Origin of the sequence: Micromonospora andamanensis (genome assembly GCF_016863495.1) — a bacterium.
GTDB classification, from domain to species: Bacteria; Actinomycetota; Actinomycetes; order Mycobacteriales; family Micromonosporaceae; genus Micromonospora; species Micromonospora andamanensis.
The window spans coordinates 175,502-201,340 of sequence record NZ_BOOZ01000007.1; the positions used below are offsets into that span (position 1 = coordinate 175,502).

23 protein-coding genes, 1 tRNA gene and 1 riboswitch are annotated in these 25,839 nt (G+C 71.0%); of the genes, 8 read left to right on the forward strand and 16 right to left on the reverse strand.

Annotated features, from left to right (window positions below):
* Positions 1 to 23: 23 nt before the first annotated feature.
* Together Van01_RS09155 and Van01_RS09160 are read right to left on the reverse strand one after the other, a co-directional pair.
* Complete coding sequence (locus Van01_RS09155; RefSeq protein ID WP_204003769.1) at positions 24 to 1,151, reverse strand: PP2C family protein-serine/threonine phosphatase; 1,128 nt, start codon at positions 1,149 to 1,151, stop codon at positions 24 to 26.
* A 100-nt stretch (positions 1,152 to 1,251) separates the two neighbouring features.
* Positions 1,252 to 1,887, reverse strand: coding sequence for a septal ring lytic transglycosylase RlpA family protein (locus Van01_RS09160; RefSeq protein WP_204003777.1), 636 nt, complete (start codon positions 1,885 to 1,887; stop codon positions 1,252 to 1,254).
* A 179-nt stretch (positions 1,888 to 2,066) separates the two neighbouring features.
* Here Van01_RS09160 and Van01_RS09165 point away from each other — a divergent pair, with 179 nt between their 5' ends.
* Positions 2,067 to 2,627, forward strand: coding sequence for a phosphoribosyltransferase family protein (locus Van01_RS09165; protein WP_204003780.1), 561 nt, complete (start codon positions 2,067 to 2,069; stop codon positions 2,625 to 2,627).
* A gap of 77 nt (positions 2,628 to 2,704) precedes the next feature.
* Here Van01_RS09165 and Van01_RS09170 read toward each other — a convergent pair whose 3' ends face one another.
* Complete coding sequence (locus Van01_RS09170) at positions 2,705 to 3,220, reverse strand: alpha/beta fold hydrolase (protein WP_204003783.1); 516 nt, start codon at positions 3,218 to 3,220, stop codon at positions 2,705 to 2,707.
* 104 nt (positions 3,221 to 3,324) lie between these two features.
* On the opposite strand from Van01_RS09170, the gene Van01_RS09175 reads away from it, so the two are divergent.
* The gene (locus Van01_RS09175) at positions 3,325 to 3,756 is read left to right on the forward strand and encodes an ASCH domain-containing protein (protein ID WP_204003796.1); all 432 of its coding nucleotides are present in this window, start codon (positions 3,325 to 3,327) and stop codon (positions 3,754 to 3,756) included.
* Positions 3,757 to 3,813: 57 nt separating this feature from the next.
* Here Van01_RS09175 and Van01_RS09180 read toward each other — a convergent pair whose 3' ends face one another.
* The 3 genes from Van01_RS09180 to Van01_RS09190 form a co-directional block, all read right to left on the reverse strand.
* Positions 3,814 to 4,692, reverse strand: a complete 879-nt coding sequence (locus Van01_RS09180; protein WP_204003799.1) for an LLM class flavin-dependent oxidoreductase — start codon at positions 4,690 to 4,692, stop codon at positions 3,814 to 3,816.
* A gap of 105 nt (positions 4,693 to 4,797) precedes the next feature.
* A complete protein-coding gene (locus tag Van01_RS09185; protein ID WP_204003803.1) occupies positions 4,798 to 5,718 on the reverse strand; it encodes an SH3 domain-containing protein in 921 nt (306 codons plus the stop codon).
* Between the two features lie 295 nt (positions 5,719 to 6,013).
* A tRNA-Gly gene (locus Van01_RS09190) sits at positions 6,014 to 6,084 on the reverse strand.
* A gap of 310 nt (positions 6,085 to 6,394) precedes the next feature.
* On the opposite strand from Van01_RS09190, the gene Van01_RS09195 reads away from it, so the two are divergent.
* The gene (locus Van01_RS09195) at positions 6,395 to 7,399 is read left to right on the forward strand and encodes a zinc metalloprotease (protein ID WP_204003805.1); all 1,005 of its coding nucleotides are present in this window, start codon (positions 6,395 to 6,397) and stop codon (positions 7,397 to 7,399) included.
* 69 nt (positions 7,400 to 7,468) lie between these two features.
* Here the strand turns inward: Van01_RS09195 and Van01_RS09200 are convergent, their stop codons facing one another.
* Positions 7,469 to 8,005 carry a pyridoxamine 5'-phosphate oxidase family protein gene (locus Van01_RS09200; protein ID WP_204003821.1) on the reverse strand — a complete coding sequence of 179 codons (537 nt, stop codon included), beginning with the start codon at positions 8,003 to 8,005 and terminating at the stop codon, positions 7,469 to 7,471.
* 77 nt (positions 8,006 to 8,082) lie between these two features.
* Between Van01_RS09200 and dcd the strand changes: the two genes are divergently transcribed.
* Positions 8,083 to 8,661, forward strand: coding sequence for a dCTP deaminase (gene dcd / locus Van01_RS09205; protein ID WP_099852533.1), 579 nt, complete (start codon positions 8,083 to 8,085; stop codon positions 8,659 to 8,661).
* A 67-nt stretch (positions 8,662 to 8,728) separates the two neighbouring features.
* On the opposite strand, the gene Van01_RS09210 is transcribed toward dcd, so the two are convergent.
* The 4 genes from Van01_RS09210 to Van01_RS09225 all read right to left on the reverse strand — a co-directional run bounded on the left by Van01_RS09210 (position 8,729) and on the right by Van01_RS09225 (position 14,185).
* Positions 8,729 to 9,721, reverse strand: a complete 993-nt coding sequence (locus tag Van01_RS09210; RefSeq protein ID WP_204003833.1) for an NlpC/P60 family protein — start codon at positions 9,719 to 9,721, stop codon at positions 8,729 to 8,731.
* Positions 9,722 to 9,873: 152 nt separating this feature from the next.
* A riboswitch (cyclic di-AMP (ydaO/yuaA leader) is annotated at positions 9,874 to 9,939 on the reverse strand.
* A gap of 233 nt (positions 9,940 to 10,172) precedes the next feature.
* Positions 10,173 to 11,168, reverse strand: a complete 996-nt coding sequence (locus Van01_RS09215) for a C40 family peptidase (RefSeq protein WP_204003838.1) — start codon at positions 11,166 to 11,168, stop codon at positions 10,173 to 10,175.
* A gap of 270 nt (positions 11,169 to 11,438) precedes the next feature.
* Positions 11,439 to 13,634, reverse strand: a complete 2,196-nt coding sequence (locus tag Van01_RS09220) for a (Fe-S)-binding protein (RefSeq protein WP_204003840.1) — start codon at positions 13,632 to 13,634, stop codon at positions 11,439 to 11,441.
* A gap of 284 nt (positions 13,635 to 13,918) precedes the next feature.
* Complete coding sequence (locus Van01_RS09225; RefSeq protein WP_099848285.1) at positions 13,919 to 14,185, reverse strand: cell division protein CrgA; 267 nt, start codon at positions 14,183 to 14,185, stop codon at positions 13,919 to 13,921.
* 222 nt (positions 14,186 to 14,407) lie between these two features.
* On the opposite strand from Van01_RS09225, the gene Van01_RS09230 reads away from it, so the two are divergent.
* From Van01_RS09230 to Van01_RS09245, 4 genes are all read left to right on the forward strand, one after another.
* Positions 14,408 to 15,217 carry a DUF881 domain-containing protein gene (locus tag Van01_RS09230; RefSeq protein WP_204004464.1) on the forward strand — a complete coding sequence of 270 codons (810 nt, stop codon included), beginning with the start codon at positions 14,408 to 14,410 and terminating at the stop codon, positions 15,215 to 15,217.
* A 1,054-nt stretch (positions 15,218 to 16,271) separates the two neighbouring features.
* Complete coding sequence (locus tag Van01_RS33925; protein ID WP_444543474.1) at positions 16,272 to 17,831, forward strand: class E sortase; 1,560 nt, start codon at positions 16,272 to 16,274, stop codon at positions 17,829 to 17,831.
* Between the two features lie 2 nt (positions 17,832 to 17,833).
* Complete coding sequence (locus Van01_RS09240) at positions 17,834 to 18,136, forward strand: hypothetical protein (RefSeq protein ID WP_204003843.1); 303 nt, start codon at positions 17,834 to 17,836, stop codon at positions 18,134 to 18,136.
* A 5-nt stretch (positions 18,137 to 18,141) separates the two neighbouring features.
* Complete coding sequence (locus Van01_RS09245) at positions 18,142 to 18,792, forward strand: aminodeoxychorismate/anthranilate synthase component II (RefSeq protein ID WP_204003846.1); 651 nt, start codon at positions 18,142 to 18,144, stop codon at positions 18,790 to 18,792.
* A 150-nt stretch (positions 18,793 to 18,942) separates the two neighbouring features.
* On the opposite strand, the gene Van01_RS09250 is transcribed toward Van01_RS09245, so the two are convergent.
* Genes Van01_RS09250 through Van01_RS09270 form a run of 5 tightly spaced genes read right to left on the reverse strand, consistent with a single transcriptional unit; the run spans position 18,943 to position 25,837 of the window.
* A complete protein-coding gene (locus tag Van01_RS09250) occupies positions 18,943 to 19,638 on the reverse strand; it encodes a SanA/YdcF family protein (RefSeq protein WP_239098958.1) in 696 nt (231 codons plus the stop codon).
* Complete coding sequence (pknB, locus tag Van01_RS09255; protein ID WP_204003850.1) at positions 19,635 to 21,467, reverse strand: Stk1 family PASTA domain-containing Ser/Thr kinase; 1,833 nt, start codon at positions 21,465 to 21,467, stop codon at positions 19,635 to 19,637. The genes Van01_RS09250 and pknB overlap by 4 nt, the downstream gene beginning before the upstream one ends.
* On the reverse strand, positions 21,464 to 22,846 hold the full coding sequence (locus Van01_RS09260; protein ID WP_204003863.1) for a serine/threonine-protein kinase: 1,383 nt from the start codon (positions 22,844 to 22,846) through the stop codon (positions 21,464 to 21,466). The genes pknB and Van01_RS09260 overlap by 4 nt, the downstream gene beginning before the upstream one ends.
* A 1-nt stretch (position 22,847) precedes the next feature.
* Positions 22,848 to 24,353, reverse strand: coding sequence for a peptidoglycan D,D-transpeptidase FtsI family protein (locus Van01_RS09265; protein WP_204003867.1), 1,506 nt, complete (start codon positions 24,351 to 24,353; stop codon positions 22,848 to 22,850).
* Positions 24,350 to 25,837 (reverse strand): FtsW/RodA/SpoVE family cell cycle protein, encoded by a 1,488-nt coding sequence (locus tag Van01_RS09270; RefSeq protein ID WP_204003870.1) that lies wholly within the window; start codon positions 25,835 to 25,837, stop codon positions 24,350 to 24,352. Before Van01_RS09270 ends, Van01_RS09265 begins: the two co-directional genes overlap by 4 nt.
* Positions 25,838 to 25,839 lie beyond the last annotated feature (2 nt).

A 25,839-nucleotide genomic window follows, 5' to 3' on the forward strand; every position in this document is an offset into this window, starting at 1 on the left:
CCCGACCCGCCACGCAGGGCCTTTCACCCCTCGGCCGCGCCGACCTCCCAGCTCGGCACCGCCGCCGACGCGTCGCCAGGTGAGCCCGTGTACTCCATCAGCACCAGCGCGATGTCGTCGTCGAGGCGGCCGTGCACCCACTCGACGAGGGCGGTCTCCAACGAGGCGAGGCCATCACCTACCGTGCCGTGGCCGAGCAACCGCCAGGCCCGGTCCGCGGTGGGGAAGAACTCACCGTCCCGACGCGCCTCGCCCAGCCCGTCGGTGAACAGCAGTAACCGGTCGCCCGGCTCCAGCCGTTCCACCCGTGGCCTGACCACGGGCATGAAGCCCAGCGGAGGCGCCGGTGCCGGCGGTTCAAGCGAGATCACCGCGCCACGACGCAGCAGCAGCGGCGCGGGATGCCCGCAGTTGACGATGGTCAGCGTGCCACCGCGTTCCTCGACCAGCGCGGCGGTGACGAAGTCCTCGTCGCCCACGTTGCGCGCCACCGCCCGGTCCAGATCCGTCACCACGGCCCGCAGATCGGCCCGCTCGTACGCCACGTGCCGGTACGAGCCGAGCACGATGCTCGCCAGCCGCACCGCCTCCAGGCCCTTCCCGCGTACGTCACCGATGATCATCCGGACGCCGTACGGAGTCTCGATCGCCTCGTAGAGGTCGCCGCCGATCTCTGCCGTGGCTGTCGACGATATGTACCTGCCGGCCACCGAGAGGGCGCCCAACCGAGGGCCGAGCGGACGCAGCACCGCCTGCTGAGCCACCGTGGCCAGCTTCGACAACTCGGCGATCTGCTCCGCCTGCCGCTGCCGTACCGCCGCCACCGCACCCGCGATGCCGGTGCCCAACGCGATGCCCGCCACGGCGAGGGCCGTGGACAGCGAGACCGTCCGTTCGGCCAGGGCGAAGGTCGCCCCCAGCACGGTGGCGGCAGCACCGACGCCGAGCACGATCCGCCACGAGGCGAGGGCGGCGGCCAGGAACGGTGCGGCAACCATCAGCGCGATGTAGTTCGCCGTACGCCCGTCCGCCAGCTCGACCGCCGAGACGATTGCGAGCAGGACGAAGGCCGCGCCGAGGCCGGCGCGGGATCCGGGGCTCAGCGGGCCGCGGCCCGGCTGGAGGAGTTGCGTACGTACATCCGACAGCATGCCCGATGTACGTGAGCGAAAGAATGAGCCTGGCCCCTCAAACGAGATGGTTCTGGCCGTGAGGATCCAGCGCCGGAGCCGATCGCGGCGGTCCACCGCCTCAGCCGAGCACCTCGTAGCGGACCTCGATGTGACCGAGGTCGAGCGACGCGATCTCGGCGAACGCGCCCCGCGCCAGGTCCAGGCAACGGCCCTCGATGAACGGACCACGGTCGTTGATCCGGACGGTCACCGACTTGCCGTTGGCCGGGTTGGTCACCCGCACCTTGGTGTCGAAGGGCAGGGTCTTGTGGGCGGCCGTCAACCCCTCGGGGTTGAACGTCTCGCCGTTGGCGGTCATCTGGCCCTGCCAGTAGAAGGAGGCACCGCAGGAGCCGGTGTCGACCACCGGACGGGCCGTCGTCTTCTTTGCCGTCGGCTTCGGCGTCGGGCGGGCCGTACGCTGCTTGCTCCGCGACGGCGCCTGCGCGGTGCGGCTCGGCGTCGGACTCGCCGTCGGACTCGGTGCGGCACTGGCGCTGGCGCTCGGCGACGCGCTCGGCGAGCTGGTCTCGGGGGCGCTCGTCTCGGTGGAGGGCGACAGGTCGATCGCGGCCGGTCGGACCGGCTCCGCCTCGGCAGTCAACCGGACAGCGCCGACGGTGCCGCCGACGGCCAGCGCGACAGCCAGCACGGCGCTGGCCGTGAGACCGGCCGGCGAGGTGATCCTGCGGGTACGGGAGTGCTTACCAGTCACCGGCCCGGTCCTTTCTCAGCGGGTCAAACCGGGTCGGACCATAACGAGAGAAGCACTTCCGAAGTCAACGTGATCATGTTGCTATGCCCGTAATTGCGGTGATACGTGAAGCCGATCATCCGATCCGTGGTGGGCCGGGCGGGCCGGTGCCCGGCAACCGCCTGGCGCAGGATGGTGACATGCCCGCTGAGCTGAAAGAACGCCTTGTCGAGCTGTTCGGCTGGGTCGACCCCGGACCGGGTGCCAGCCACCTGGTCAGCGACACCTCCGGGTGGTGGCGGGATCCGGCCACGCTCGCCGCACTGGGGCCCGCGCTTGTCGCGCCGTTCCGGGCGGCCCGGCCCACGGTGGTGGTGTCTCCGGCGGTCACCGGGTTCCTCCTCGGTCCCCTGGCGGCCACCGCCCTCGGCGTGGGATTCGTGGCAGCGCACAAGCCGGGTGACGGGCGGCTGCCCGCTGGCTCGCTGACCTGGGCACAGAGCCCTCCCGACTTCCGCGGCCGACGGGTCGACCTCGCGGTGCGGGACCGGCACCTGGGTCCAGGTGACCGGGTGCTGGTGGTGGACGACTGGGTGGACACCGCCGCCCAGGTACGCGCCCTCTACGAGATCTGCGCCGCCCGAGGAGCCGAACCGGTAGGCACCGCCGCCGTGATCTCCACCTGCCCGCCACCGGCGGCCACCGACCTACGCATCACAGCCCTCCTCACCAACCCCGACCTCCCCGACTCACCCCGTTGATCATGGAGTTGTTGTCGCGCACATCGGCGGGTCGCGACTACAACTTCATGGTCAACGGGGAGGAAGGGGGTTGGGGGTCAGCGGACGAAGTCTTCGACGACGGTGCAGACCTGGCCGAGTGCCTCGGCGGAGCGGGCCAGCGGGCCGGGGACCATCAGCGCGTGGTCGGCGCCGGGGATCTCCAACACGTGCGGGGTGAGCCGCCGGGCGACTCCGCCGTCCCAGGACGAGTCGGCCGTACCACCGACCAGGATGAACGGCGCGGTGGCCCCGCGCAGCGCGTCCACCACGTCGCCCCGGTGCAGCAGCGGGGTGAGCCAGACGGCAGGCAGTCCCCGGCCGGCCGCGAGCGGTGCGGCGAGGGTGCCGAGCGACTTGCCGACCAGCAGATCCGTCCGCTCGTTCAGGGTCGGGGCGACCTGGTCACACACCCACCTGCCGATGGTGTCGATGTCGAAGTGTTCCGGCACCTGCCAGGAGATCCCGTGCAGCCCGAAGCCGACCCGGCGCAGCGCCTCGCCCAGGTAGAGAAAGAGGGGGTACCGGGTGTCGTACCCGCGTCCCGGGATGAGCACCGCACGTCGGTCCGCCATGGACATCTCCTTGTCGTCGGCCATCGACCGTACCCCCATTCAGTCCCCGCCGGGACGGCTGAAGCCTCGCCTCATGCCCGCGAGCGGGCGGTAGCCTCGGCAGAATGTGGCCACGGATCGGCGGACTCCGCGCGCTAGCCCTCGGCACTCCCGGTGAGCTACGCACACGCCTGAACACCCTCGTGCTGGCCGGCGTGAAGACCGCCACCGCCGGCCTGCTCACCGAGTACGCCGAGGAGGGCGAGGAATTTGAGCACGTCGGCGAGCGGCTGGCCCTCGTCGACGACGCGGACGCGCTGGTGGGCGTCGTTGAGGTGACCGGCATCGAGGTGACCCGGTTCGCCGAGGTGCCGTGGGACTTCGCCCGTGCCGAGGGCGAGGGCGACCGCTCGATCGAGGAGTGGCGGGCCGGCCACGCCGCCTATTGGGCTCGCGTCGGCACCCCGGTCACCGACGACAGCGAGATCGCCTGCGTACGCTTCCGCCTGGTGTCCGCCGGGGTCGGCGGCGTCATCACCGGCGACCTGGGCACCTGAGCCGATCCGGCCGGCCGGCGGCCCCGACAGACCGTGGGCCGGCTGGCTGTCGCAGGGTCAGCCGCGCAACTCGGGCAGCAGACGGGTGGCAACCTCCGCCAGGACCGCCTCGTCACCGGCGTACCAGCTGCTCTCCCGCGGCCAGTGCGTGATCACGTCGGTGAATCCGAGCTTCGCCGCCCGCTCCACCTGATCGGCGAAGAACTGCGCGCTGCTCAACGAGAAGACGGGAGCCGAGTCCAGCGAAAGGTAGCGGTCCAGGCTGGCCGGGTCACGCCCCTGCGCTGCCAGCGTCGCGTCGAGCCGGGTGGTCAGCTCGGCCACCCCGGTCCACCAGTCGTTCAGCTCATCGACGGCGGGCCCGGTGGTCACCCAGCCCTGCCCGAAGCGGGCCGCGATCCCCATCGACCGGGGTCCGTTGGCGGCCACCACGAACGGCACCCGAGGTTCCTGCACGCAGCCCGGATTGTTCCGTGCGTCGACCGCCGCGAACCATTCGCCGCGCCAGGTGGTGCCGTCCTGCCGCAGGATGGCGTCGAGTAACTCGGTGAACTCGGCGAACCGGTCCACCCGCTGCCGTGGCGGCAGTGTCTCACCGCCGAGGACCGTGGCGTCGAACCCGATGCCGCCCGCGCCGAGGCCGAGCAGCGCCCGCCCGTCGGAGATGTCATCCAGCGCGGTCACCTGCCGGGCGAAGGCTGCCGGATGCCGGAAGTTGGGCGAGGCGACGAGGGTGCCGAGGCGGATCCGGGAGGTCACCGTCGCGGCGGCGGTCAACGTCGTCATCGAGTCGAACCAGGGGCCGTCCACGAGATCACGCCAGCCCAGATGGTCATACGTCCAGGCGTGGTCGAAACCCCACCCGTCGACCCGCTGCCACCGGTGCTGTGCCACCGACCAACGCTGGTCAGGCAGGACCACGATGCCAATCCTCATGATCACCAGCGTACGGGGGCCGCGGTCGACAGGGAGCCCGGCCCGAGGTGTCGTCCCTCGGACCGGGCCCGTGGTGCATCAGCGGGCGTGTCACGCCCGACGCGCTCACATGAGGGCTTCGACCGCCGCCGGTGCCCGGGTCAGCTGCACAGTGGTCGCCGGGATCTCCACCTGCACGGTCTCACCCGGGTAGTTCGGGTCGTTCGCCCAGGCGTTGCCGGTGACCTCGACCTTCCCCCGCTGGAACGGGGTGGTGCCGGTCGGGTCCGCCGTGGCGGACCACTGCGCCGTCTCACCGCTTACGCAGTCGACCCGGCCACTGAACGGGCCACGGATGATGACCTTGTTCTTGACCTGCGTCACCAGACCGCTGAGCTGCACAGTCGTGTCCGCGTTGCAGACCACCGTGCCGCTCACCGTGGCCTTGCCGTTCAACTTGCTGAAGACCCCGTCCGCAGCCGGCGTGACGGTGAACTCCAGCGGGGCCGGCGGCGGCGGATTGCCGATCACCACCCGCCCGCGCAGGGCCGGGGTGCCGCCCTCGCAGTGCTGCTCGAAGGTGGCGTCGAGGCGCTCCACGTAGCCGTGCGGGCCGAAGGCCACATCGGCGACCACGAACGATCCCGTGATCGTGTTGCAGCCCCGGCCGTTGCCGCTGATGTCGATGCCGGCACCCGCGCCGCTGAACGGCGCGCGGGTGGCGTCGGGGTAACTGCCGACGGCGAGCTGCTGCCCGGCCGGTGCCTTCAGGTCCATCGACCACCAGTCACCGTTCCTGCCGTTGATCGACAGGTAGACGCCGCGAAGCTGGTCGTCGGCGCGGATCGACAGCTGGTCGCCGGCGCCGGCGTCGTAGCTGTAGGTGGCGCCTCCGGTGATGTAATCGCCAGGATCACCGGTCATCGTGAAGGTGCCGGCGGTCACCGGCTCCGCCTGGGCTGCGGTCGCCCCCGTGAGCAGGCCGGTCGCGGTGACGACGCCCGCGAGGAGCGTCGCCGCGATGGTCCTGCTTGTCCGCATGGTCATGGATGCCTCTTTCTCCAGGGAATAGGCGTTCCTCGCTGGAGAGCCTAGAAACGGCGGGCCCGGCACATGACCCCAAGGGTCAAAGTGGACAGTTGGTTCTCTTCGCCGGTTCGGCGCCAATCCGACGCCAGACCACCGGCCGACGTGGGCCAGGAGAACGGGATGCCGGTGGGCAACATGACCGCCGATCATGAACGGCACCGGCGGCGCCTCCGAATGGGCCGCGCGGCGCTCGGGGCGGCCGAACGTCGAAGGCCCCGGTGGACATGTGTCCTGACCAGGGCCTTCGGATCCGAGCGGGTGACGGGAATCGAACCCGCACTGTCAGCTTGGGAAGCTGATGTTCTGCCATTGAACTACACCCGCAGGCGAAATCACTCTACCCGAGCCACCCACGCTGATGCATCCAGGGCTCCACCCCCGCGCGCTGCGCGTCGCGGTCGGTCCGAGACAGCAGGATCCCCGAAGTTGCTGCGTCGCGCCGGGCCGGAGGCAGCAACATCCCCGAAACTGCGCGGATCTTGGGCTCCGGGCGAGGGCGGGCGGACCGGCAAGAAGTTTCATCGCCGCAACATATGGCCATGTTCAAATCTGTCTATGGGTTGTAACGTCTGCCCCACGTTTTCCGCACGGCGCGACACAACCCCCGGTCGCGTCGCCAGAAAGAGGTGGGCTTATGGGACTGCGTCCCGTCCTGCTGAACCGGCGCATGGCCGGCATCGCATCGACGTCATTCGCCCTGGTGCTCGGCGTGGCCACGGTCGGCCTACTGCCGGCCGCCACCACGACCGCGAGCCCCGTGGCGGCCGCCGTCACCGCCGACGAGGTGTGTGCGGATCCGACGGGCACCCTGGCCCGGGCCAAGGGTGGCAGTGCCGTCGAGCACGATCCGAACCAGCTGACCCTCGCCCAGGTGCACCAGCGTGAGGCGGAGTTCGCCGACATCCTGCAGGAGCGAGCCAAGCGAGTCGGTCAGCGTACGCTGACCACCCAGGCAGCGGCGGCCTCGGTCACCATCCCGGTGGTGGTGCACGTGATCCGCCGGGACACGACCCGGGCCGGCGGGAACATCCCCGACTCGATGATCCAGTCGCAGATCAACGTGCTGAACCAGTCGTTCAGCGGCGCGACGGGTGGCGCCGCCACCGCCTTCGCGTTCCAGTTGCAGAGCATCAACCGGGTGACGAACTCGTCGTGGTACCCGATCCGGCAGGGCTCGACGGCCGAGCGGCAGATGAAGACCCAGCTGCGACAGGGCAACAAGTCGACGCTGAACATCTACCTCGGCGCGCTCAGCAACAACCTGCTCGGCTGGGCGACCTTCCCGCAGAACAGCCTGAACGTGATGGACGGCGTGGTCGTGCTCAGCGAATCGCTGCCCGGCGGCACCGCCACCAACTACAACCAGGGCGACACCGGTACCCACGAGGTCGGCCACTGGCTGAACCTGTACCACACCTTCCAGGGCGGCTGCTCGGGCAGCGGCGACCAGGTCGGGGACACCCCCGCCGAGGCCTCACCGGCCAGCGGCTGCCCGACCGGCCGGGACACCTGCTCCAGCTCGGGCCTGGACCCGATCACCAACTTCATGGACTACTCGTACGACGGCTGCATGTACCAGTTCACCGCAGGCCAGGCCACCCGCATGATCAACGCCTGGAACGCCTACCGCGCGGCATAGTGCGTTCGCGCTGACGCGTACCGCCGGTGCCGGCTCCGTGGGACGGAGCCGGCACCTGTGCGTCCGAGCTCAGGCGGCGCGGCGGTGATGCCGCCCGGCGCGGGCCGGCAGCGGGCGGGTGGCCTGAGGTGTCGCGGCGGCCGGATCGAGCCAGACCTGCACGGCCGGCCGGGACGCCAGCTCGCTCGGCCCGGCGACCGACTGCTCGCGTCGGGCCAGCATCGCGACGTCGACGGTGAACTCGAAGAGACACCAGTCGGCGTGCGGCGCGGCCCGGGCCGCCAACGCCAGCCGGGCGACTGTGGCGTCGTCCGTCACGGGGCGGGCCCGCCCGGCGACGTAGGCCTCGTCGTCAGTCTCCTCCGGCGGGAAGGAGTGCAGCGCGTAACGGCCGTCGCGTTCCAGGTCGCGCCGCTTCGGTGAGTCGATCACGAAGCAGTAGAGACCGTCGTCGGTGATCACCGGGGAGACCGGGTGCACCCGGGGCCCGCCGTCGGCGCGGACCGTGGCCAGGTAGCCGAAGCCCGGGCCGTACTGCTGCATGAGAAGGCGGATCCCGTCGGCGAGTCGAGGCTCGTCAGCGGCGAATTCGGACCAGGAAGCCATGCTGACATCCTATCGAACACACGTTCGAAGCGGGTAGCCCGACACGCCTGTCACAAACCGGCAGCTATGGTGTGGCGATGCTGCTCTCCGACCGCGACCTGGTCTCCGAGATCAAGGCGGGCACCCTGGCGCTCGATCCCTTCGAGCCCACCCTGGTGCAGCCCTCCAGCATCGACGTACGTCTGGACAAACTGTTCCGGGTCTTCAACAACCACCTTTACACCCACATCGACCCGGCCACCCGGCAGGACGACCTCACGTCGGCCGTGGAGGTGCCCGACGGCCAGGCCTTCGTGCTGCACCCGGGCGAGTTCGTGCTCGCCTCCACGCTTGAGGTCATCTCGCTGGGCGACCAACTCGCCGGCCGGCTGGAAGGCAAGTCCAGCCTGGGACGACTCGGCCTGCTCACCCACTCCACCGCCGGGTTCATCGACCCCGGCTTCTCCGGTCACGTCACCCTGGAGCTGTCCAACGTGGCCAACCTGCCGATCACCCTCTGGCCGGGCATGAAGATCGGCCAGCTCTGCATCTTCCGGCTCTCCTCGCCGGCCGAGCACCCGTACGGATCGGCCGTCTACGGCTCCCGCTACCAGGGTCAGCGCGGCCCGACGCCGAGCCGCGCCTGGCAGAGCTGGCGCACCTGGCCCACCCGCTGACATCGCGGAGGGCAACGGAGATCGGGCTCGGTGCGGTGGCCGAACAGCCACCGCACCTGACACAGCGCTAGCCGGGCCGGCCGAAGCTGTGCACCGGGCTGCTGTCGATCCGCTTCATCTTGACCGGCTGACCCGCCCGGGAGGCGTGCACCACCCAGCCGCCGCCGACGTACATGCCGACGTGGTGCAGATCCCGGTAGTAGAAGACGAGGTCACCTGGGCGCAGCGCGCTGCGGCTCACCGACGCGGTGACCCGACGCTGCCGCGCCGCGTTGTGCGGTAGCGAGACACCCGCCCGCGACCACGCGGCCAGCATCAGCCCGGAACAGTCGTACGCGTTCGGCCCCTCGGCGCCCCAGGAGTACGGCTTGCCGATCTGGGCGCAGGCAAAGGTGACAGCCTCACCGGCCGGTCCGCCGGGATAGCTGGCCGGGCAGGGGGCCGGCCGCAGCGACCCACCACCCCCGCTGCCGTACGCCCGGAGCCGGAGCCGCTGCAACCTGTCTATCTCGGCGTCGATCTGACGGCGCTTCTCCGCGAGCTCGGCCTCGGTGCGGGTGAGCTGGCCGATGGTGCGGTCCAGCCCGGCCTTGGCGGCGAAGAGTTCGTCGCGCAGGTCGCTCGCGTGCCGTACGTCCCGCTGCTGGAACCGGGCGTAACGGTCGAGCAGGCCGAGTTGCTCGACGACCTCGCTCGGCGACCGGCTGCCGAGCAGCGTGTTGACCGCCCGCACCTGCTCACCCTTGTACGCGCTGGCCGCGAGCTTGCCCACCCGGTCCAACGCCTCGTCCACCTGGCGTTGCAACGGGGTGATCCGGGCGGCCAGCGCATCCGCCTCCCGCCGCTTGCCGGCCAGATCCTGCCGAGTGGCGTTGTGCTGTTCGATGACGGGTTCGAGCCGGTTCCAGTCCTCGTCGATGCGGCGCTCGATGTCGGCGACCGTCGGGTCGGCCCAGGCCGCCGCCACGCTGCCGGTGAGCAGCACGGCGGTCGCGGTCAGGGCGGCAGGTATGCAGCGGTACCAGCGGAAGCGCGGCGCGCCCGTCGGTCGGCCGGGCATCCCCGGCCGCGGTGACGGTGGCCGCGGGGCATGGTGTGCCACCGGGCTCAGTACTCCCTCTCTCCGGACCGCCTACCGGGCTGGAGGGACGGGCAACAGGAGTGGTGTGTGCGGTGTGGCCCGCTCCACCTGCCTGTTGCCGGTCTCTCTCGGCTGACGGGTTCGGGCGGGAGGGGACGCCCTACCGCGACGACTCGCGGATTCACCCCGGGCACCTGGGCACCCGGCTCGCTCGTGAGCGACTCGGCGGTGTCGGACCGTTACCGCCCGGGTGGGCGGAGCTGTCAGCGGGCCGACGATTGCCCAGCGTAGGGACGATCGGCGTCGATACGCAACACAACCGCACCATCACTGTGGGTGCTGACATCCGACAATGGCGAAGGCCCCCGTCAACTTGACCGGGGGCCTTCGGGCGTTCCTGCGCGTCCGCTCAGCGGACGCTTGTGGTGACTCAGCCGGGTCGGCGGAAGCCGGCGACCGGCATTGTCGTGATCGGCGAGACGTTCACCGGCTTACCGGCCCGAGCCGCGTGCACCATCTGGTTGTTACCCAGGTAGATGCCGACGTGACTCACGTCGCTGCGGAAGAAGACCAGGTCACCTGGGCGGGCATCGGACCGGGAGACGGCCTTGCCCTCGTTCCACTGGGCGCCCGTGAAGTGGGTCAGGTAGATGCCGGCGGCCTTGTAGGCGTACTGGGTCAGCCCGGAGCAGTCGAACGAGTTCGGCCCGGTGGCACCCCAGACGTACGGCTTGCCGACCTGTGCGCAGGCCGTCTTGATGGCGGTGCGGGCAGCCGCGCTTACCACGTCCTTGATGGTCGGGCAGTTGGTCGTCTTCACCACGGTCACCGGCAGCGACTTCTCCAGCCGCTTGATCTCGGCGTCGATCTGCTTCTTCTTCGCCGCCAGCTGCTTTTCCTTCGCCTCCTGGTCGGCGATCAGACCGTCGAGCTTGGCCTTCTGGTCGTCGTACTTCTTGCGGATCTTCATGACGCCCTCGAGCTCGCGGCGCTCCTGCGAAGCGAGCCGGTCGAGCAGGGCCATCTGCTCACCGATCTCGTCGGGCTTCGAGTTGAGCAGCACGACGCCGATCTCCTGGGAGGGGCCGGTGATGTAGTAGCGGGAGGCGAGGTCGGCCACCCGGTTCATCGCCAGCTCGGTCTCCAGAGCCAGCGGCTGGATCTTCTTCTCCAGGCTCTTCGCCTTCTGCCGGTTGACCTTCAGCTGAGCGCGCACCTTGTTGTACTGCTCGATTGTGGGTTCCAGCTTCTGCCACTGCTTGTCGATCTGCGCCTCGATCTCCTCGACCGAGGGAGCGGCGTACGCGGGGGCGGCGAGCAGGCCGGCACCGACGGCAGCGGCAGCGACGAGGACGACCAACCCACGCGCGGCCCTGCGTAGGCCGCCCGCACGGGATCGTCCCGGTGCGTGACGATGGAGGGGCATGGTTGCCACCGGGGGCGTCTCCTTTGCAACCGACCACCGGGCGTCCCGCGAGCGGGTTAGAGGCGGGATCAGACGACCCACGGCGGTCGGTGCCTCACATTAGGGAAGGCACGGTGGGGAAATCAAGGCGACCAACGGCTCATTCACCTTTGCGCGACGGTACGCACACAAAGGGTGTCGATCAATTCGTTACAGTTATCTACGTCAATAAGGAAACAGGGCGGGGCGACACCTGTGAAGGTGCCGCCCCGCCCGGTGCGTACGCGCCGGTCAGCCGACCACGGACGGGCTCTCCTCGGCGCCACCGACCCGCTCGGGCTTGACCGACCGGAGCAGCACACTTGCCACGTCGATGACCTCGACCTGCTCTCCGGCGCCCTTACCGTTCACCCCGTCGGTGAGCATCGTCGAACAGAACGGACAGCCGACGGCGACCGTCCTGGCCCCGGTGGACATGGCCTCCTCGACCCGGTCCACATTGATCCGCTTGCCGATCCGCTCCTCCATCCACATCCGGGCGCCACCGGCACCGCAGCAGAAGGAGCGCTCGCTGTTACGCGGCATCTCGGTCAGCTCACCCTCGATCGCGCTGCCGAGCACCTCACGTGGCGGGGCGAAGACCCGGTTGTGCCGCCCGAGGTAACACGGGTCGTGGTAGGTCACGCCGCCGTCGACCGGCTGCACCGGGGTGAGCTTGCCGGTGGCGACCAGATGGGCCAGCAACTGGGTGTGGTGCACCACCTCGAACTCACCGCCAAGCTGGCCGTACTCGTTGCCCAGCGTGTTGAAGCAGTGCGGGCAGGTCGCGACGATCTTCCGCTTGGCCTTCTCCCGACCCTCGAACGCCTCGTTCAGGGTCTCGACGTTCTGCTGGGCGAGCATCTGGAAGACGAACTCGTTGCCGATCCGCCGGGCCGGGTCGCCGGAGCAGGTCTCCCCCTCGCCGAGGATGGCGAAGGAGACACCCGCCTCGTTGAGCAGGGTCGCGACGGCCCGGGTGGTCTTCTTCGCCCGGTCCTCGAACGCACCGGCGCAGCCCACCCAGAAGAGGTACTCGAAGTCCTCCACCTCACCGACCCGGGGCACCTCGAAGTCGAGGCCCTTGGTCCAATCCTCCCGGGTGTTCTGCGGCGCCCCCCACGGGTTGCCCTTGTTCTCCAGGTTGCGCAGCATCACGCCGGCCTCGGAGGGGAAGCTGGACTCGATGAGCACCTGGTAGCGGCGCATGTCGACGATGTGGTCGACGTGCTCGATGTCCACCGGGCACTGCTCCACGCAGGCGCCGCAGGTGGTGCAGGACCAGAGCACGTCGGGGTCGATGACGCCGCCGGCCTCGGCGTCGCCGATCAGCGGTTTCTCCGCCTCGGCGAGGGCCAGCACGTCGACGTGCGCGAGTTGCGCGGCGGTGGCCTTCTCCTCACCGGTGAGATCCTTGCCACCACCGGCCAGCAGGTAGGGCGCCTTGGCGTACGCGTGGTCGCGCAGGCTGAGCACCAGCAGCTTCGGCGACAGCGGCTTTCCGGTGTTCCACGCCGGGCACTGCGACTGGCAGCGACCGCACTCGGTGCAGGTGCTGAAGTCCAGCAGCCCCTTCCAGGTGAACTGCTCGACCTGGGCGACGCCGAACTGGTCCTTCTCCGGGTCGGCCTCCTCGAAGTCGAGCGGCTTACCGTCGCTCATCATCGGCCGCAGCGCGCCGAGGCCGGAGCCGGCGGCACCCGGCTGGCGCTTGAAGAAGATGTTGGGGAAGGCGAGGAAGCGGTGCCAGGCGACGCCCATCGTCACGTTCAACGAGATCACGATGACCCAGGCCATCGAAATCGAGATCTTGATGAGCGCGGCGACGCTGACGCCGGACTCCCAGCCCGGCAGCAGGGCACCGACCGCGTGACTGAGCGGGGTGGCCCAGGTGGGGTACTCGAAGTGGTCGGTGGCCACCTTGAAGCCACGGATCACGAAGCCCATGACCAGTACCGCGAGGACGACGGCCTCGACGAAGTAGCCCTGCCACATGGTGGAGCCGGTGAACCGCGACCGGCGTCCCGCCCGGTTCGGCCGGTTCGCCAGCCGGATCGCGATCAGGACGGCGATGCCGATGACGCCCAGAATTCCGATCCACTCGGTGACCAGCCCGTAGAGCGTCCAGGAACCGATGATCGGCAGCCCGCCGGTCGGCGACACCACCTCGAAGTACGCCTCAAGCACCAGCAGCGACAGCACGACGAAACCGACCATCACGAACCAGTGCGCCGCGCCCACCACGCTCCAGCGGAGCATCCGGGTGTGCCCGGCGGTCTCCGCCAGCATTGTCCTGGTGCGGCTGGCCTTGTCGCCGGAGCGGGTCGGATCGGGCTGACCCAACCGGATCACGGCCACCATCTTCGAGACCGCGCGTACCGCTAGCCACACCGCAACGGCGGTGATGGCGGCCGCGAGGATCGTGGTGACGATCTGGACGCTGCCCATCGAGTTGGCCTCCCGGTCTGCTGCCTGTCGAGCGGCTCGGCGACCGGGGCGTCGGTGCGATCGCGGACCCGACGCCGCCGCACCTCAACCTGATCGGTCGATGACCTCGCTCCGCTCGGTCATGCAGTGCAGCCTACGCGCAAGGTTACCCAGCAGTAACGTGAGTCATCTCGCACTCGGGGCCACGCTGCCCTGCGCACACCATAGGAGGCCGGCGGCTCCGCCGCGCGGGCGGGCGGGCCGCCGGGTGGAGCCGGACAGTCACCGGGCAAACGGGCTGCGGATCAGCGCCAGCGGGAGAGCACGATCAACGAGGCGACCATCGCGCCGAAACCGACAGCCAGGTTCCAGTACCCCAGCTCCATGACCGGGTACTCCTGCTCGGAGAGGTAGTAGACCACCAGCCAGCCGATCCCGAAGACGATCAGCGACACCGCCAGAACCGGCAGCCACATCGGGCTGGGCTTGTTGGTGGCCGCGGTCGTCGCCGTGGGGCGGACGTCCGTAGGCGGGGTGTACACCTTCTTCTTGCGGACCTGAGACTTGGGCACGGCGCTCTCCAGAGGGGTTACGACCTCGTCCGGCCTGACAACCGGGCGCGAGGGCGACGGTCCATGGCCAATAATGTTCGACAGCTAGCGTAGTCCGGAAGACCCGTCCGATCCACGAATGAGGCGAGACCGGTACCGGGCAGCACCGGAAAACAGATCAGGACGGCTGCCGCTCCGGCCCGCACCGGGCGGCGTCGGAGCACAACGATGAGGGGGTTGTCGGTGGAGTACACGTCCGGCGCGGCGTCGTGGCAGAAGGCGCTGCGACGACTCGTCGCCGGGCTGCTGCCCGGACGGCCACGTCAACGCCGACCGTTCTGGTCGGTCGGCGTACCGCTTATCGCCCTCGCGGCGGGTCTGCTCTTCACCACCACTGCCACCACGGCGGGCGGCACCGCCCTGCGCGAGGACCGTCGGCCCCAGCTGACCGAGCTGATCGAGGATCGCCGCGCGCAGGTGGCGGCGAACGAGGACCGGGCCGCCGCCCTCCGCGGGGAGCTGGAGAGCCGGACGGCAGTCCTCGCCAACTCCGACGGCCCGATCCGGGAACAGCAGCAACGGGCCGACGCCAGCCGGGCCGACGCCGGCTTCACCGCGCTCGCCGGTCCCGGCCTGACCGTCGAGCTCAACGACGCGCCACAGCTCAGGAATCTGCCCGAAGGGGCCACCAACGACGACCTGGTCGTCCACCAGGGCGACGTACAGGCGGTGGTCAACGCGCTCTGGGCCGGCGGCGCCGAGGCGATGTCAATCATGAACGTGCGCGTGCTGGCCACCAGCGCGGTACGCTGCGTGGGTAACACCCTGCTGCTGCATGGGCGGGTGTACTCCCCGCCTTTCAAGATCGTCGCAATTGGCGACCCCGCCGCACTCCGGCAGGCCCTCGCCGTTTCCGAGGGAGTCCGGTGGTTCAGGGACGCGGTCGACAACTACCAGCTCGGCTACTCAGAGACCCCCGGCACCGTCACGGTGCCCGCCTTCGAGGACTCCACCACCCTGCGTTCGGCGACGGTACCGGCGGTGCCACAGTGAGCCCACGGTGAGCCCGCACTCCGACGGTCGGCACCGCGACCAGACCGACGAGCCGACCGCCTTCCTGCCCAAGGTCGATAGGCCAGAATCCACGAGCGCCCGGACCGCAGGGGCCTGGCCCGACCCGGTGCTGCCCACACGGTCCGGGCCCTCCCAGGCACCGCACGATCCGCCGCAGGCCGCAGCTCCGCGCCCGACCGACCAGGCACCTGCCGGTGGTCGGGCACCGGACGGCCAGCGGCCGACCAACTCCGGCCGCTTCGACGGCGCCGCCGAGGCCAGCTCGCCCGCCGGTTCCGGCCGGTGGGACACGCCACCGGCAGCGGATCCGACTCCTCGGACCACTGCCGCGCCCGCCGCACCGAGCGGCTGGAACGCGGCCCCGGGACCGGAGCGGGCCGGCACTCCGCCGGTCGACCGCCGGGCTGCCAGCGGCCAGGAGCAGCCGATCGCACCCGCCGGGCGGTGGGACACCGCGTCGCCCACGGACCACCGGGCGAACCAGTGGGACGCTCCGGCGAGCACCGGTCGTACCGCCAACCAGTGGGACCCGGCACCCGGCACGCCGCGCGCGGCGGACCTCAGCCGCCAGGCGAACCAGTGGGATGCCGCGCCCGAGCCGGGTCGTGGCGCCGCCGGCCAGCAGCAGAGCGCGGGGAACAACGACCAGTGGCACGGCGTACCCCTGCCGTCGGGTCAGCCGGACATTCCGGTGGGGCCCACGCCGTGGCGTGGCGCATTCCAGCCTTCCCGGGGCGCGGGCGACACCGCACAGCCGGGCAACGCTCAGCCCGGCAGCGCGGACGCCGGTCACGCCGGACCCGGTGACCCGGGCGTCACAAGGGCCCCGGGTCAGCCCGGGCGGACCGCCCCGGCCGACCCCGCCGCCCGGCTGGGCACCGGCGCGGCGAACGGCACTCCGCCGCCCTGGCCCGGTGCCCAGCCGTCCGGTCCGACCGGCGCTGCGCCGGCGAGCAGCGGCACGACCTGGCCCAACGGTCAGCCCACGAAGCCACCCGCCGGGGCCGCCCAACCCGCCGCCCTGCGGCCGGCGATGCCGCCGCCCGGTCAGTCGGCGCAGCCCTCGCAACCGCCACCGCAGTTCGGGGCACCCTACGGCGAGCCCGCGCCACGTCCCGGCTCCGGGTCGGCCGGCCCCGCCGCGCCGACACCGCAGGCACCACGTACCGGGTCCGGGCAGCCTGCTACCGCGGCGCCGGCACCGCACCCGCCGCGTCCCGATTCCGGGCAGGTCGGCCCCGCAGCGGCGGGGCCGTACGCACCGCACCTCGGGCCGGCGAGCACCAGCGGCCCGGCAGCGCAGCCGGCACCTCCCGGAAGGTCGGGCCCGAACGGTCCGGCAGCCCAGCCGCCACATCTCGGCCAAGCGGGCCAGGACGGGCGGACGTTGCCCGCGAAACCCGCACCCGGCCAGGGCGACTGGGCCGGTGAGGGGCCGACCGCGTTGATTCCAAAGGTCGGTGACCTGGCCGGCCCGGCGGCCGGCAGCCGTGGGACGGAGCCGGCCAGGGCGAGCCAGGCCACGAACGGGCAGCCCGGGACCGGCCCGGCCACGGACCGTCCGGTCACCCCGGCCGGTCCCGCCCCGGGGCAGCAGGCCCGCCCGACAGCCGTCGACCAGCCGACGGCACCGGGGCAGCCGGCTGCGCCGAGCCGAGCGGCCGACCCGGGTGCCACAGCGGTCATTCCGGCGGTCACCGGGGCCCGATCGAGTGGTTCGCCGGTGCTTGACTCGACCGCCCTGATGGGTGCCGTACCTCGGCCGCCAAAGGTCGACGAGCCGTCCGACGGCGCCGACCAGCCCGCCGAGGCACCGAAGCCGCGGCGCGGCGACCGGGTGGTGCAGTTGCGCCCGCACCAGACGGGTGAGGGCTACAAGAGCGTCTACTCGGAGCTGACCCGTCCGTCGTTGTGGTCCCGGGTACGCACGGGTCTCCGGTTCAGCGGCGAGCTGCTGATCACGTTCGGTCTGGTCGTGCTGCTCTTCGCCGGCTACGAGATCTGGGGCAAGTCGGCGATCGTGGACGCGCACCAGGGCGAGCTGAGCGAGCAACTGGCCCAGGCGTGGGCACCCGAACCGGCGACGGACCCGACGGTTTCGGCGTCAGCCAGCCCGTCCGCCAAGCCGAAGCCTGCGGTACAGGGCACGCCGATCGCCGGCCTCTACATTCCGAAGTTCGACAAGGAATGGATCGTGGTCGAGGGCGTCGGCCAGAAGGACATCCGGTACGCGCCGGGCCACTACCCGGACAGCGCCGGGCCGGGCCAGGTGGGCAACTTCTCCGTGGCCGGGCACCGTAACCGGGCGACCTTCTGGCGGCTGGACGAACTCCGCGAGGGTGACCCGATCCTGGTCGAGGGCCGCAACGACTGGTACGTCTACCAGGTCACCGAGAGCCTGATCGTCAAGCCGACGCAGGTCGAGGTGGTGGCCCCGGTGCCGGGCCGGCCGGGCGAGAAACCGACGAAGCGGATGCTGACCCTGACCACCTGCAACCCGAAGTTCGACAACTACGAACGGTTGATCATTCACGCCGAGTTGACGCGTACCCAGCCGAAGGCCGAGGGACGCCCGGCGGAACTGGGGACCTGACGATGTACGCCTGGATCTGGCGCAAGCTGCCCTTCGGGCTGCCCGGCAAGCTCGCCGGCAGCCTGCTGCTGGCCACCACGATGGTGGCGCTGCTGTGGTACGTGGTCTTCCCCTGGGCGGAACCACTGCTCCCCTTCGACGACGTGCAGGTGACCCAGGAGGACTCCGGCGTGCCGGGCGCGCCGGACGGTGACCTCGGCCCCGGGGACGAGGGCGCGGTCGACGACGCCCCACCGGGCGACGAGCACGAGCTGCCGTACGACACCGACCGGAACAACACCCCGCCGCCCGACGAGGACGAGTGAGCCCGATGCGCGTCCTGGTGATCGACAACTACGACTCGTTCGTCTTCAACCTGGTGCAGTACCTCGGCCAGCTCGGCGTGGAGTGCGAGGTACGACGCAACGACGAGATCGAGGTGGCCGAGGTCGGTCGGGTCGGCGCGGCAGGCGTCCTGCTCTCGCCGGGGCCGGGCACGCCCGACCGGGCCGGCATCTGCCTCGACGTGATCCGCGAGTACGCCGGCAGACTGCCGATCTTCGGGGTCTGCCTGGGTCACCAGGCCATCGGTGAGGCGTTCGGGGCGACTGTCACCCGCGCCCCGGAGCTGCTGCACGGCAAGACCTCGGAGGTCCGCCACGACGGCACCGGCGTCCTCGCCGGGCTGCCCGACCCCTTCACGGCGACCCGCTACCACTCCCTCGCCGTGCTGCGGGAAACCCTGCCGGCCGAGCTGGAGGTGACCGGCTGGACCGCCTCCGGGATCGTGATGGCGATGCGGCACCGCACCCTGCCGATCGAGGGCGTCCAGTTCCACCCCGAGTCGGTGCTAACCGAGGGCGGTCACCTGATGCTGGCCAACTGGCTCGCCGCCTGCGGCCACCCCGAAGCGCTGGAGCGCGCCCCGGAACTGGCCGCCGAGGTCGACGCCCGCCGCCGCGCCGCCTTCGCCACCACCTGAGGTCAGGGTCTCGACGTCGGCACGTCGGTCCCCGAGCCGTCAGGAGCGTCACCGTCGCCGGCGGCACGCCGACAGCCGTGGGGCGCTGCGGCGGCCCCCGGCGAGGAGGTCACCGACCCGAGCGTCGGGCCGGACCGAAGCCCTGGGTGGTCAGCGGGCCAGCGCGTCGGAGATGGCGGGGTCGGCAGGTGAGCTGACGGCCGGTGGCCTGTCGCGGACGGCGTCCCAGGCCGCCTTGCCGCTGGCCAGGTAGTCCCGAGCGGCCTTGCGTACCAGCAGGCCGGTGCCGCAGCCCGAGCAGCGGGCGGTCACCCCGTCGGCGTCGATCCCGACGTGCCGGCAGAGCGTCACCGCCCGGGACAGGTGGTAGGACTGGGTGACGATCAGGGCACGCTCGATCCCGTACACCTGGCGGGCCCGTAGGCAGCTGTCGTACGTGTCCAGCCCGTGCGGATCGGCGACCACGCGCTGCGGCTCGACGCCGAGCTGCTCGGTCAGGTGAGCGGCCATGATCGCCGGTTCGTCGCCGGACTCGCCCGCACCGTCACCCGAGACGAGCACCACCCGGGCCCGCCCGCTGCGGACCAGCTCGGCGGCGGTCTCCAGCCGGCCGGACAGCCGGACGCCCGGCTGCCGACCGTCCTCGGTCACGGCGGTGCCCAGGACGATCACGACGTCGGCGGCCGGTGCCTCGGCTGCCGCGTGGACATGGCCGCGCGCACCAGTTGTCGTCCAGACCCAGGGCAGGCTGGCGAGCAGCAGTGCGACGAGCGCCGGCACGGCCAGCCGGAGCAGGCGTCGCCGCCGACGCCGTGCCAGGTCGATCGGCGGGGTCGGCCGCGTCACTCCTCGCCGATGCGGAACGGGCTGAAGGACGGCAGGATCCCGCCACCGTCGCCGCCCCCGCCGTCGTCGTCACCATCCGGCGGCGGGGTGGTCGGCGGCGCGCTTGTCGGCGGCGACTGGGACGGCGGGTCCGGGTCCTCCGGCTCCTCGACCGACACAATGATCTTCACCGTGCTGCCCTTGGTGCGCTCGGTGTTGGCGTTCGGACTCTGGTCGACCACCCGCCCGGCCTGGTCAGCGGGGACCTCCGGACCCAGATCGGTGTCGACCTCGAAGCCGGCGCGCTCCAACGTCCGCTTCGCCTCGGCCTGGGGAAGGCCGACCACCGATGGCACCGCCACGACGTTGCCCCGGGAGACGGTGAGGATGACCTCAGTGCCCTCCGCGACCTTCTCACCCGATGGCGGGTCGACCTTCAACACCTGACCCTTGGGGGCCGAATTGTTGGCTTCCTCGGTCTTGACGGTGAGGTTGAGTTCCTTGAGCCGTTCCTCGGCGGCTTCCCGAGTGCCGCCGATGAGATTGTTCGGAATGGTCACCTCGGGCTTGCCGCCGCAGATCCGTACGGTCACTGTGCTGTTCGGCGCCACCCGCTCGCCGGGGGCTGGGGACTGGCTGGTGACCGTCCCCTCCTTGCAGTCCGAGGTGAACTCCGGCTCACCGCGTGCCGGGACGAAGCCGTCCCGCTCGATCTGGGCGAACGCGTCGGCCTGGCTCAACCCGGTGACAGTCGGCACCGGAGCGTCCTGCGGGTCGTCCCGCTGGTTCAGCAGCAGCGCGGCGACCAGGGCGATCACCGCGAGCACGCCGAGCGCGGCGAACGTCGCGATCAGCCAGGACGACGCCTTGCGCTGGCGCGGGTCGCCCACCCGGGCGGGGATCTGCCGGGTCTGCGTCGCACCCCCCGACGGGTATCCCGGACGACCAGCCGCGGCCATCGCCACGGTCTCGTCCTCGCGCATCACCGGGGTCGCCATCACCGGCCGGCCGGCAGCCGCGCGGAGCAGGTCCGCCCGCATCTCCCCGGCGCTCTGGTAGCGGTTCAGCGGGTTCTTCGACAGTGCCTTGAGCACTATCGCGTCGACAGCCGGGTTGACGTCCGGGTTCAGGTCGCTCGGGGTCGGCGGCGCTTCCCGCACGTGCTGGTACGCGACACTCACCGGGCTGTCGCCGACGAACGGCGGATGCCCGCAGACCAGCTCGAAGAGCACACATCCGGCGGCGTAGACATCGGAGCGGGCGTCGACCGCCTCGCCACGGGCCTGTTCCGGGGAAAGGTACTGCGCGGTGCCGATGACCGCGCTCGTCTGCGTCATCGTGGTGGCACCGCTGGCCAACGCCCGGGCGATGCCGAAGTCCATCACCTTGACCTGGCCGGTCTGGGTGAGCATCACGTTGCCCGGCTTGATGTCGCGGTGGATGATGCCGTGCCGGTGGCTGAAGTCGAGAGCGGCGCAGATGTCGGCGGAGATCTCCAGCGCCCGCCGGGGTTGCAGCCGTCCCTCGGCGCCGAGCACCTCCTTCAGCGTGCGCCCGTTCACGAACTCCATCACGATGAACGGCAGCGTCTCGCCGGTCGGCGCCTGCTCCTCGCCGGTGTCGTAGACGGCGACGATGGCGGGGTGGTTGAGGGAGGCCGCGTTCTGCGCCTCCCGCCGGAAACGCATCTGGAAGGTGGCGTCCCGGGCCAGGTCGGTGCGGAGCATCTTGATCGCGACGTCCCGACCAAGCCGCAGGTCACGACCGCGATGCACCTCGGCCATGCCGCCGTACCCGAGCAGCTCGCCGACCTGGTACCTGCCACCGAGCAGGCGGGCCTGCGCTGTCATCGCGTCTGTCGTCCTTCGCTCGTCGTCGTCTCGTCGCCGCCCGGTCGGGGCTGATCCAGTCGACGGTACGCCGTACCGGCCGGATCGTCTCGCCCGTCGGGCCGCAGCGCGTCGGACGTCACCGTTCGCACGGAAACGCCACCCGGCGTACCTGCGCTGAGGTTGTTCCGCAGTTGGTAGGAAATCACGCCGGAGCAGATGAGGACCAGTGCGCCAAGCATGATGGCCAGGAAGACCATCCCGGATCGTGACCGTCGGGGCACCGGGCGTGACGGTCCGGGCTGCGGAGCGTACCCGGGTGGGACGGTTGCCGCGCCACGCGGATAGCCGGTGACGGCCGGCGCCACAGTGGTGGGACGGTGCGGGGCCATCGGCGGCCGGGCCTGCGGGTGGGCCGGCGGCGGCCGGTGCCCCACGGCCTGCGGGTGCGCGGGGGCCGGTGAGTGCGGGGCCGCGACCGGACGCGGTGGCTGCGGCGGCGGGACCTGTGCCCGGCCCGGAGCCGGCGAGGCCGGCGCGGCGGAGATCGGTGCGGCCTGACCGCCCGCCCGGGCCTGCCGGGACAGTGCCGTCTTCAACTGTCGCGCCACGCCGGCTAGCGCGGCGGCGCTCGGCCAGCGCTCCTTCGGGTCCTTCGCCAACGCCCGCTCGACGAGCGCGCGAACCTGGGGCGGGATGTCGGAGGGCAACGGCCGGGGCGTCTCCCGGACGTGCCGCATCGCGATGTCGAGGGGGTTGTCCCCCTCGAACGGTCGCCGGCCGGCGAGGCACTGGTAGGCCACCACACCCAGCGCGTAGACGTCGGAGGCGGGGGTGGCGACCTGGCCGGTGGCCTGCTCCGGCGAGATGTAGGACGCGGTGCCGAGCACCGATCCGGCCGCGGTGAGCTGCCCGACCAGGTCCGACCGGGCGATGCCGAAGTCGGTGAGCACGAGCGTGCCGTTGGGGCGGACCAGCAGGTTCCCGGGCTTCACGTCCCGGTGCACGATGCCCTTCACGTGTGCGGCGTGCAGCGCGTCAGCGGCCTGGGCGACGAGCGCCATGGTCCGCGCCGGGGTGAGCCGGCCGACCCGGCTCAGCGTGGCCGAGAGCGGGTCACCCTCGACGTACTCCATCACCAGGAAGGCGATGTGCTGGTCGTTGCCGAAGTCGTAGACGTCGACCACGCCCGGGTGGTTGATCGTCGCCATGGTGCGGGCCTCGCCACGGAACCGCTCGGCGAACCCGGGCTCGTCGAGCAACGCCGGGAGCAGACTCTTGACCGCCACCGTACGACCGAGCACCTGGTCGGTGCCGCGCCAGACATCGCCCATGCCACCGCTGGCGATCCGCTCGTCGAGCCGGTATCGGTTACCGAGCTGCACCCCCGGGCTGAGCATGTCAGCGCCCCCCGGGTTCGGCGATGGCGGCTCGCATGATCTGACCGGCGATCCGGGCGGCCTCGGCGCTGCCGCCGCTGCCGGCCTCCTCCAGGACGACGCAGACGGCGGAGACCGGCTTGCCCTCGGAGTCGAGGGCGAACCCGATGAACCAGCCGTGGTCGGGGCGGTCCGGCGCGGACTGTGCGGTGCCGGTCTTGCCGCCGACGGTGTAGCCGTTGATCCGGGCGTTGCGGCCGGTGCCGTTCTGCACCACGCTCACCATCATCTCCCGCAGGTCGGCGGCGACCTGGCCACTCACCGGCCGGCGCAGCTCACGCGGGTTGGCGGTGTCGTAGACGGTGGTGCGGTCCGGTGCGAGGAGCTGACGCACCAGGTACGGCCGCATCTGGCTGCCGCCGTTGGCCACCGCAGCGGCGATCATGGCGCCCTGCAACGGGGTCATCCGTACGTCACGCTGGCCGATCGAGGACTGGGCCAGCGCCGCCGGGTCGGGGCCACCGTCCGGGTTCTCCATGCTGCCGGTGCGGCTGGCCGCCACGCCCAGGCCACTCTCGCCGAGCCGGCCGACGGTGAGGTCCTCCTGCTCGAACCCGAACTGCCGGGCCTTCTCCTTGAGCACGTCCGGGCCGAGCTGGCCGCCGAGCTTGGCGAACCCGGTGTTGCAGGATTCGGTGACCGCGTTCATCAGGGTCACCTGTGACTCGGGGCAGATCGACGGCGCCGCGTTGCGGATCGGCTCGCCGGAGGTGGGCGGGGTGTAGCTCGACCCGGCCGGGATGTTCGTCTCCTTGGTGATGCCGTTCTCCAGCGCCGCCGCGGCCACCACGATCTTGAAGGTGGAGCCGGGCGGCAGCACCTCGCCGAGCGCCCGGTTCCGCAGCGGCCGTCCCGCGTCCTGCTCCAGCTTGTTGTACGCGCTCGTCGCCTCGTTGCTGTTGTGGCTGGCCAGCGGGTTCGGATCGAAGCTGGGGATGGAGACAAGAGCCTGCACCGCCCCGGTGGCCGGGTCGATGGCGATCGCCGCGCCCTTTGTCGCTCCGTTGTTGTTGCCGCGCAGTTCGTCGTACGCGGTGTCCTGGGCCCGCTTCGAGAGGGTCAGCAGCACGTTGCCGCCGGCTGTGGTGTCGCCGGTGACCATGTCCCGCAGCCGGTTCACGATGAGCTGGTCGCTGGTGCCGGCGAGGAAGTCGTTCTCGGCGCGCTCCAGACCGGTGGCGGAGCCGTTCACCGGCTCGTACCCGAGCACGTGGGCGTACTTCGCCCCGCCCGGGTAGGTGCGCAGGTACTTCAGCTCGCCGTCGGTCTCCTTGCTGACCGCCAGGGCGGTGCCACCGGCCTCGATGTTGCCGCGCTTGCGGTCGTACTTGGCGACCTGGACCCGACCGTTGTAGTCGCTGGTGCGGTACTCGTCGGCCTTGTACGCCTGAATCCAGTTGAGGTTCGCGAAGAGCAGGCCGAACAGGACGATCACGACGACGCCGACCCGACGCAGAGGTGCGTTCACGGCTTGATCACCTCCGTGGGGGCACCGTGCAGTTGCTCGGGTGGTCCGGAGGGCCGGGTCACCTTGCCACCGGCGCCGTCAACCGGGCGGCGGCCGGCGTCGGAGACGCGCAGCAGCACAGCGATGAGCAGCCAGTTCGCCATCAGCGAGGAGCCACCTGCGGAGAGGAACGGCGTGGTCTGACCGGTGAGCGGGATGAGCTTGCTGATCCCGCCGACGATCACGAAGACCTGGAGCGCGAGGGTGAAGGCCAGGCCACCGGCGAGCAGCTTGCCGAACGAGTCCCGGACCGCCAGGGCGGCCCGCAGGCCCCGCTCGACGATGAGCAGGTAGATCACCAGTAGCGCGGAGAGGCCGAAGAGGCCGATCTCCTCGCCGATGCCGGCGAAGATGAAGTCGTTCTGCACCTCCGGCAGCAGCAGCGGCTGACCGCCGCCCGGCCCAGCACCGAACAGCCCGCCGGAGCCGAGGGCGAGCAGCCCCTGGACCAGTTGGTAACCGTCGTCGTACGGCTCGGCGAAGGGGTCGAGCCAGATCTCCGCCCGCAGGTAGAAGTTCGCGAACGGGCCGCCCACCGCCTCGCCGAGCACGTACGCGAGGTAGGCGCCGCCGAAGAAGAGGACCAGACCGATGAGCAGCCAGCTGACCCGTTCGGTGGCGATGTAGACGGTGGCCACGAACATGCCGAAATAGAGCAGCGAGGTGCCCAGGTCCTTCTCGAAGACGAGAACCAGCAGGCTGATCACCCAGACGACGAGCACCGGGCCGAGGTCGCGCCCGCGCGGGAAGTCGATGCCGAGGAACCGGTGACTCGCCAGTGACAGCACCTCGCGCTTGCGCACCAGGTAGTAGGCGAAGAAGACGAGCAGCGCGAGCTTGGCGAACTCACCCGGCTGGATCGAGAAGCTGCCGATGCGTACCCAGAGCTTCGCACCGTTGATCTCGGAGATGCTGGCCGGCAGCACCGCCGGCAGCATGACCAGGACGATGCCCGCCAGCCCCAGGGTGTACGCGTACCGGGAGATCGACCTGTGGTCGCGCATCAGCGCCAGCAGCCCGGCGGCGAGGACCACCGAGATCAGCGTCCAGGCGAGCTGCCGACCGCCGATGCCGGCGAAGATGGCCAGGTCCGCTCGTTCCTCGGGAGCCGCGTTGGCGAGGTCGAGCCGACGCAGGAAGCCGACGCCCAGGCCGTTGAGCAGGGCCACCGCCGGCAGCAGCGCCGGGTCGGCGAAGGGTGCCAGGAACCGGATCACCAGGTGCATGCCGAGGAACACCGCGGTGAGCGTGGCGGCCGGCACCCAGAAGCCCGGGGTGACCGTGTCGAGCACGTTCGCCTCGACCATCGCCCCGTACGCGGCGACAAGCGCCATCGCCAGCAGTAGCAGCGAGAGCTCGGCGTTGCGCCGGGACCGGGCCATGCGTACGCCGGGTCGCTCGCCCGCGGTCGCGGGCGAGGATGCCGGGGTGGCCGGTGCGGTCACGA

Bases quoted from the DNA above. Each gene is read 5' to 3' on its own strand.
- Van01_RS09215 (WP_204003838.1), bottom strand. From the start codon at position 11,168: ATGCCCCTCCATCGTCACGCACCGGGACGATCCCGTGCGGGCGGCCTA.
- Van01_RS09175 (WP_204003796.1), top strand. From the start codon at position 3,325: ATGTGGCCACGGATCGGCGGACTCCGCGCGCTAGCCCTCGGCACTCCC.
- dcd (WP_099852533.1), top strand. From the start codon at position 8,083: ATGCTGCTCTCCGACCGCGACCTGGTCTCCGAGATCAAGGCGGGCACC.
- Van01_RS09245 (WP_204003846.1), top strand. From the start codon at position 18,142: ATGCGCGTCCTGGTGATCGACAACTACGACTCGTTCGTCTTCAACCTG.
- Van01_RS09155 (WP_204003769.1), bottom strand. From the start codon at position 1,151: ATGCTGTCGGATGTACGTACGCAACTCCTCCAGCCGGGCCGCGGCCCG.
- Van01_RS09240 (WP_204003843.1), top strand. From the start codon at position 17,834: ATGTACGCCTGGATCTGGCGCAAGCTGCCCTTCGGGCTGCCCGGCAAG.
- Van01_RS09185 (WP_204003803.1), bottom strand. From the start codon at position 5,718: ATGACCATGCGGACAAGCAGGACCATCGCGGCGACGCTCCTCGCGGGC.
- Van01_RS33925 (WP_444543474.1), top strand. From the start codon at position 16,272: ATGCCGCCGCCCGGTCAGTCGGCGCAGCCCTCGCAACCGCCACCGCAG.
- Van01_RS09165 (WP_204003780.1), top strand. From the start codon at position 2,067: ATGCCCGCTGAGCTGAAAGAACGCCTTGTCGAGCTGTTCGGCTGGGTC.
- Van01_RS09170 (WP_204003783.1), bottom strand. From the start codon at position 3,220: ATGGCGGACCGACGTGCGGTGCTCATCCCGGGACGCGGGTACGACACC.
- Van01_RS09200 (WP_204003821.1), bottom strand. From the start codon at position 8,005: ATGGCTTCCTGGTCCGAATTCGCCGCTGACGAGCCTCGACTCGCCGAC.
- Van01_RS09220 (WP_204003840.1), bottom strand. From the start codon at position 13,634: ATGGGCAGCGTCCAGATCGTCACCACGATCCTCGCGGCCGCCATCACC.
- Van01_RS09180 (WP_204003799.1), bottom strand. From the start codon at position 4,692: ATGAGGATTGGCATCGTGGTCCTGCCTGACCAGCGTTGGTCGGTGGCA.
- Van01_RS09210 (WP_204003833.1), bottom strand. From the start codon at position 9,721: ATGCCCGGCCGACCGACGGGCGCGCCGCGCTTCCGCTGGTACCGCTGC.
- Van01_RS09260 (WP_204003863.1), bottom strand. From the start codon at position 22,846: ATGCTCAGCCCGGGGGTGCAGCTCGGTAACCGATACCGGCTCGACGAG.
- Van01_RS09195 (WP_204003805.1), top strand. From the start codon at position 6,395: ATGGGACTGCGTCCCGTCCTGCTGAACCGGCGCATGGCCGGCATCGCA.
- pknB (WP_204003850.1), bottom strand. From the start codon at position 21,467: ATGACAGCGCAGGCCCGCCTGCTCGGTGGCAGGTACCAGGTCGGCGAG.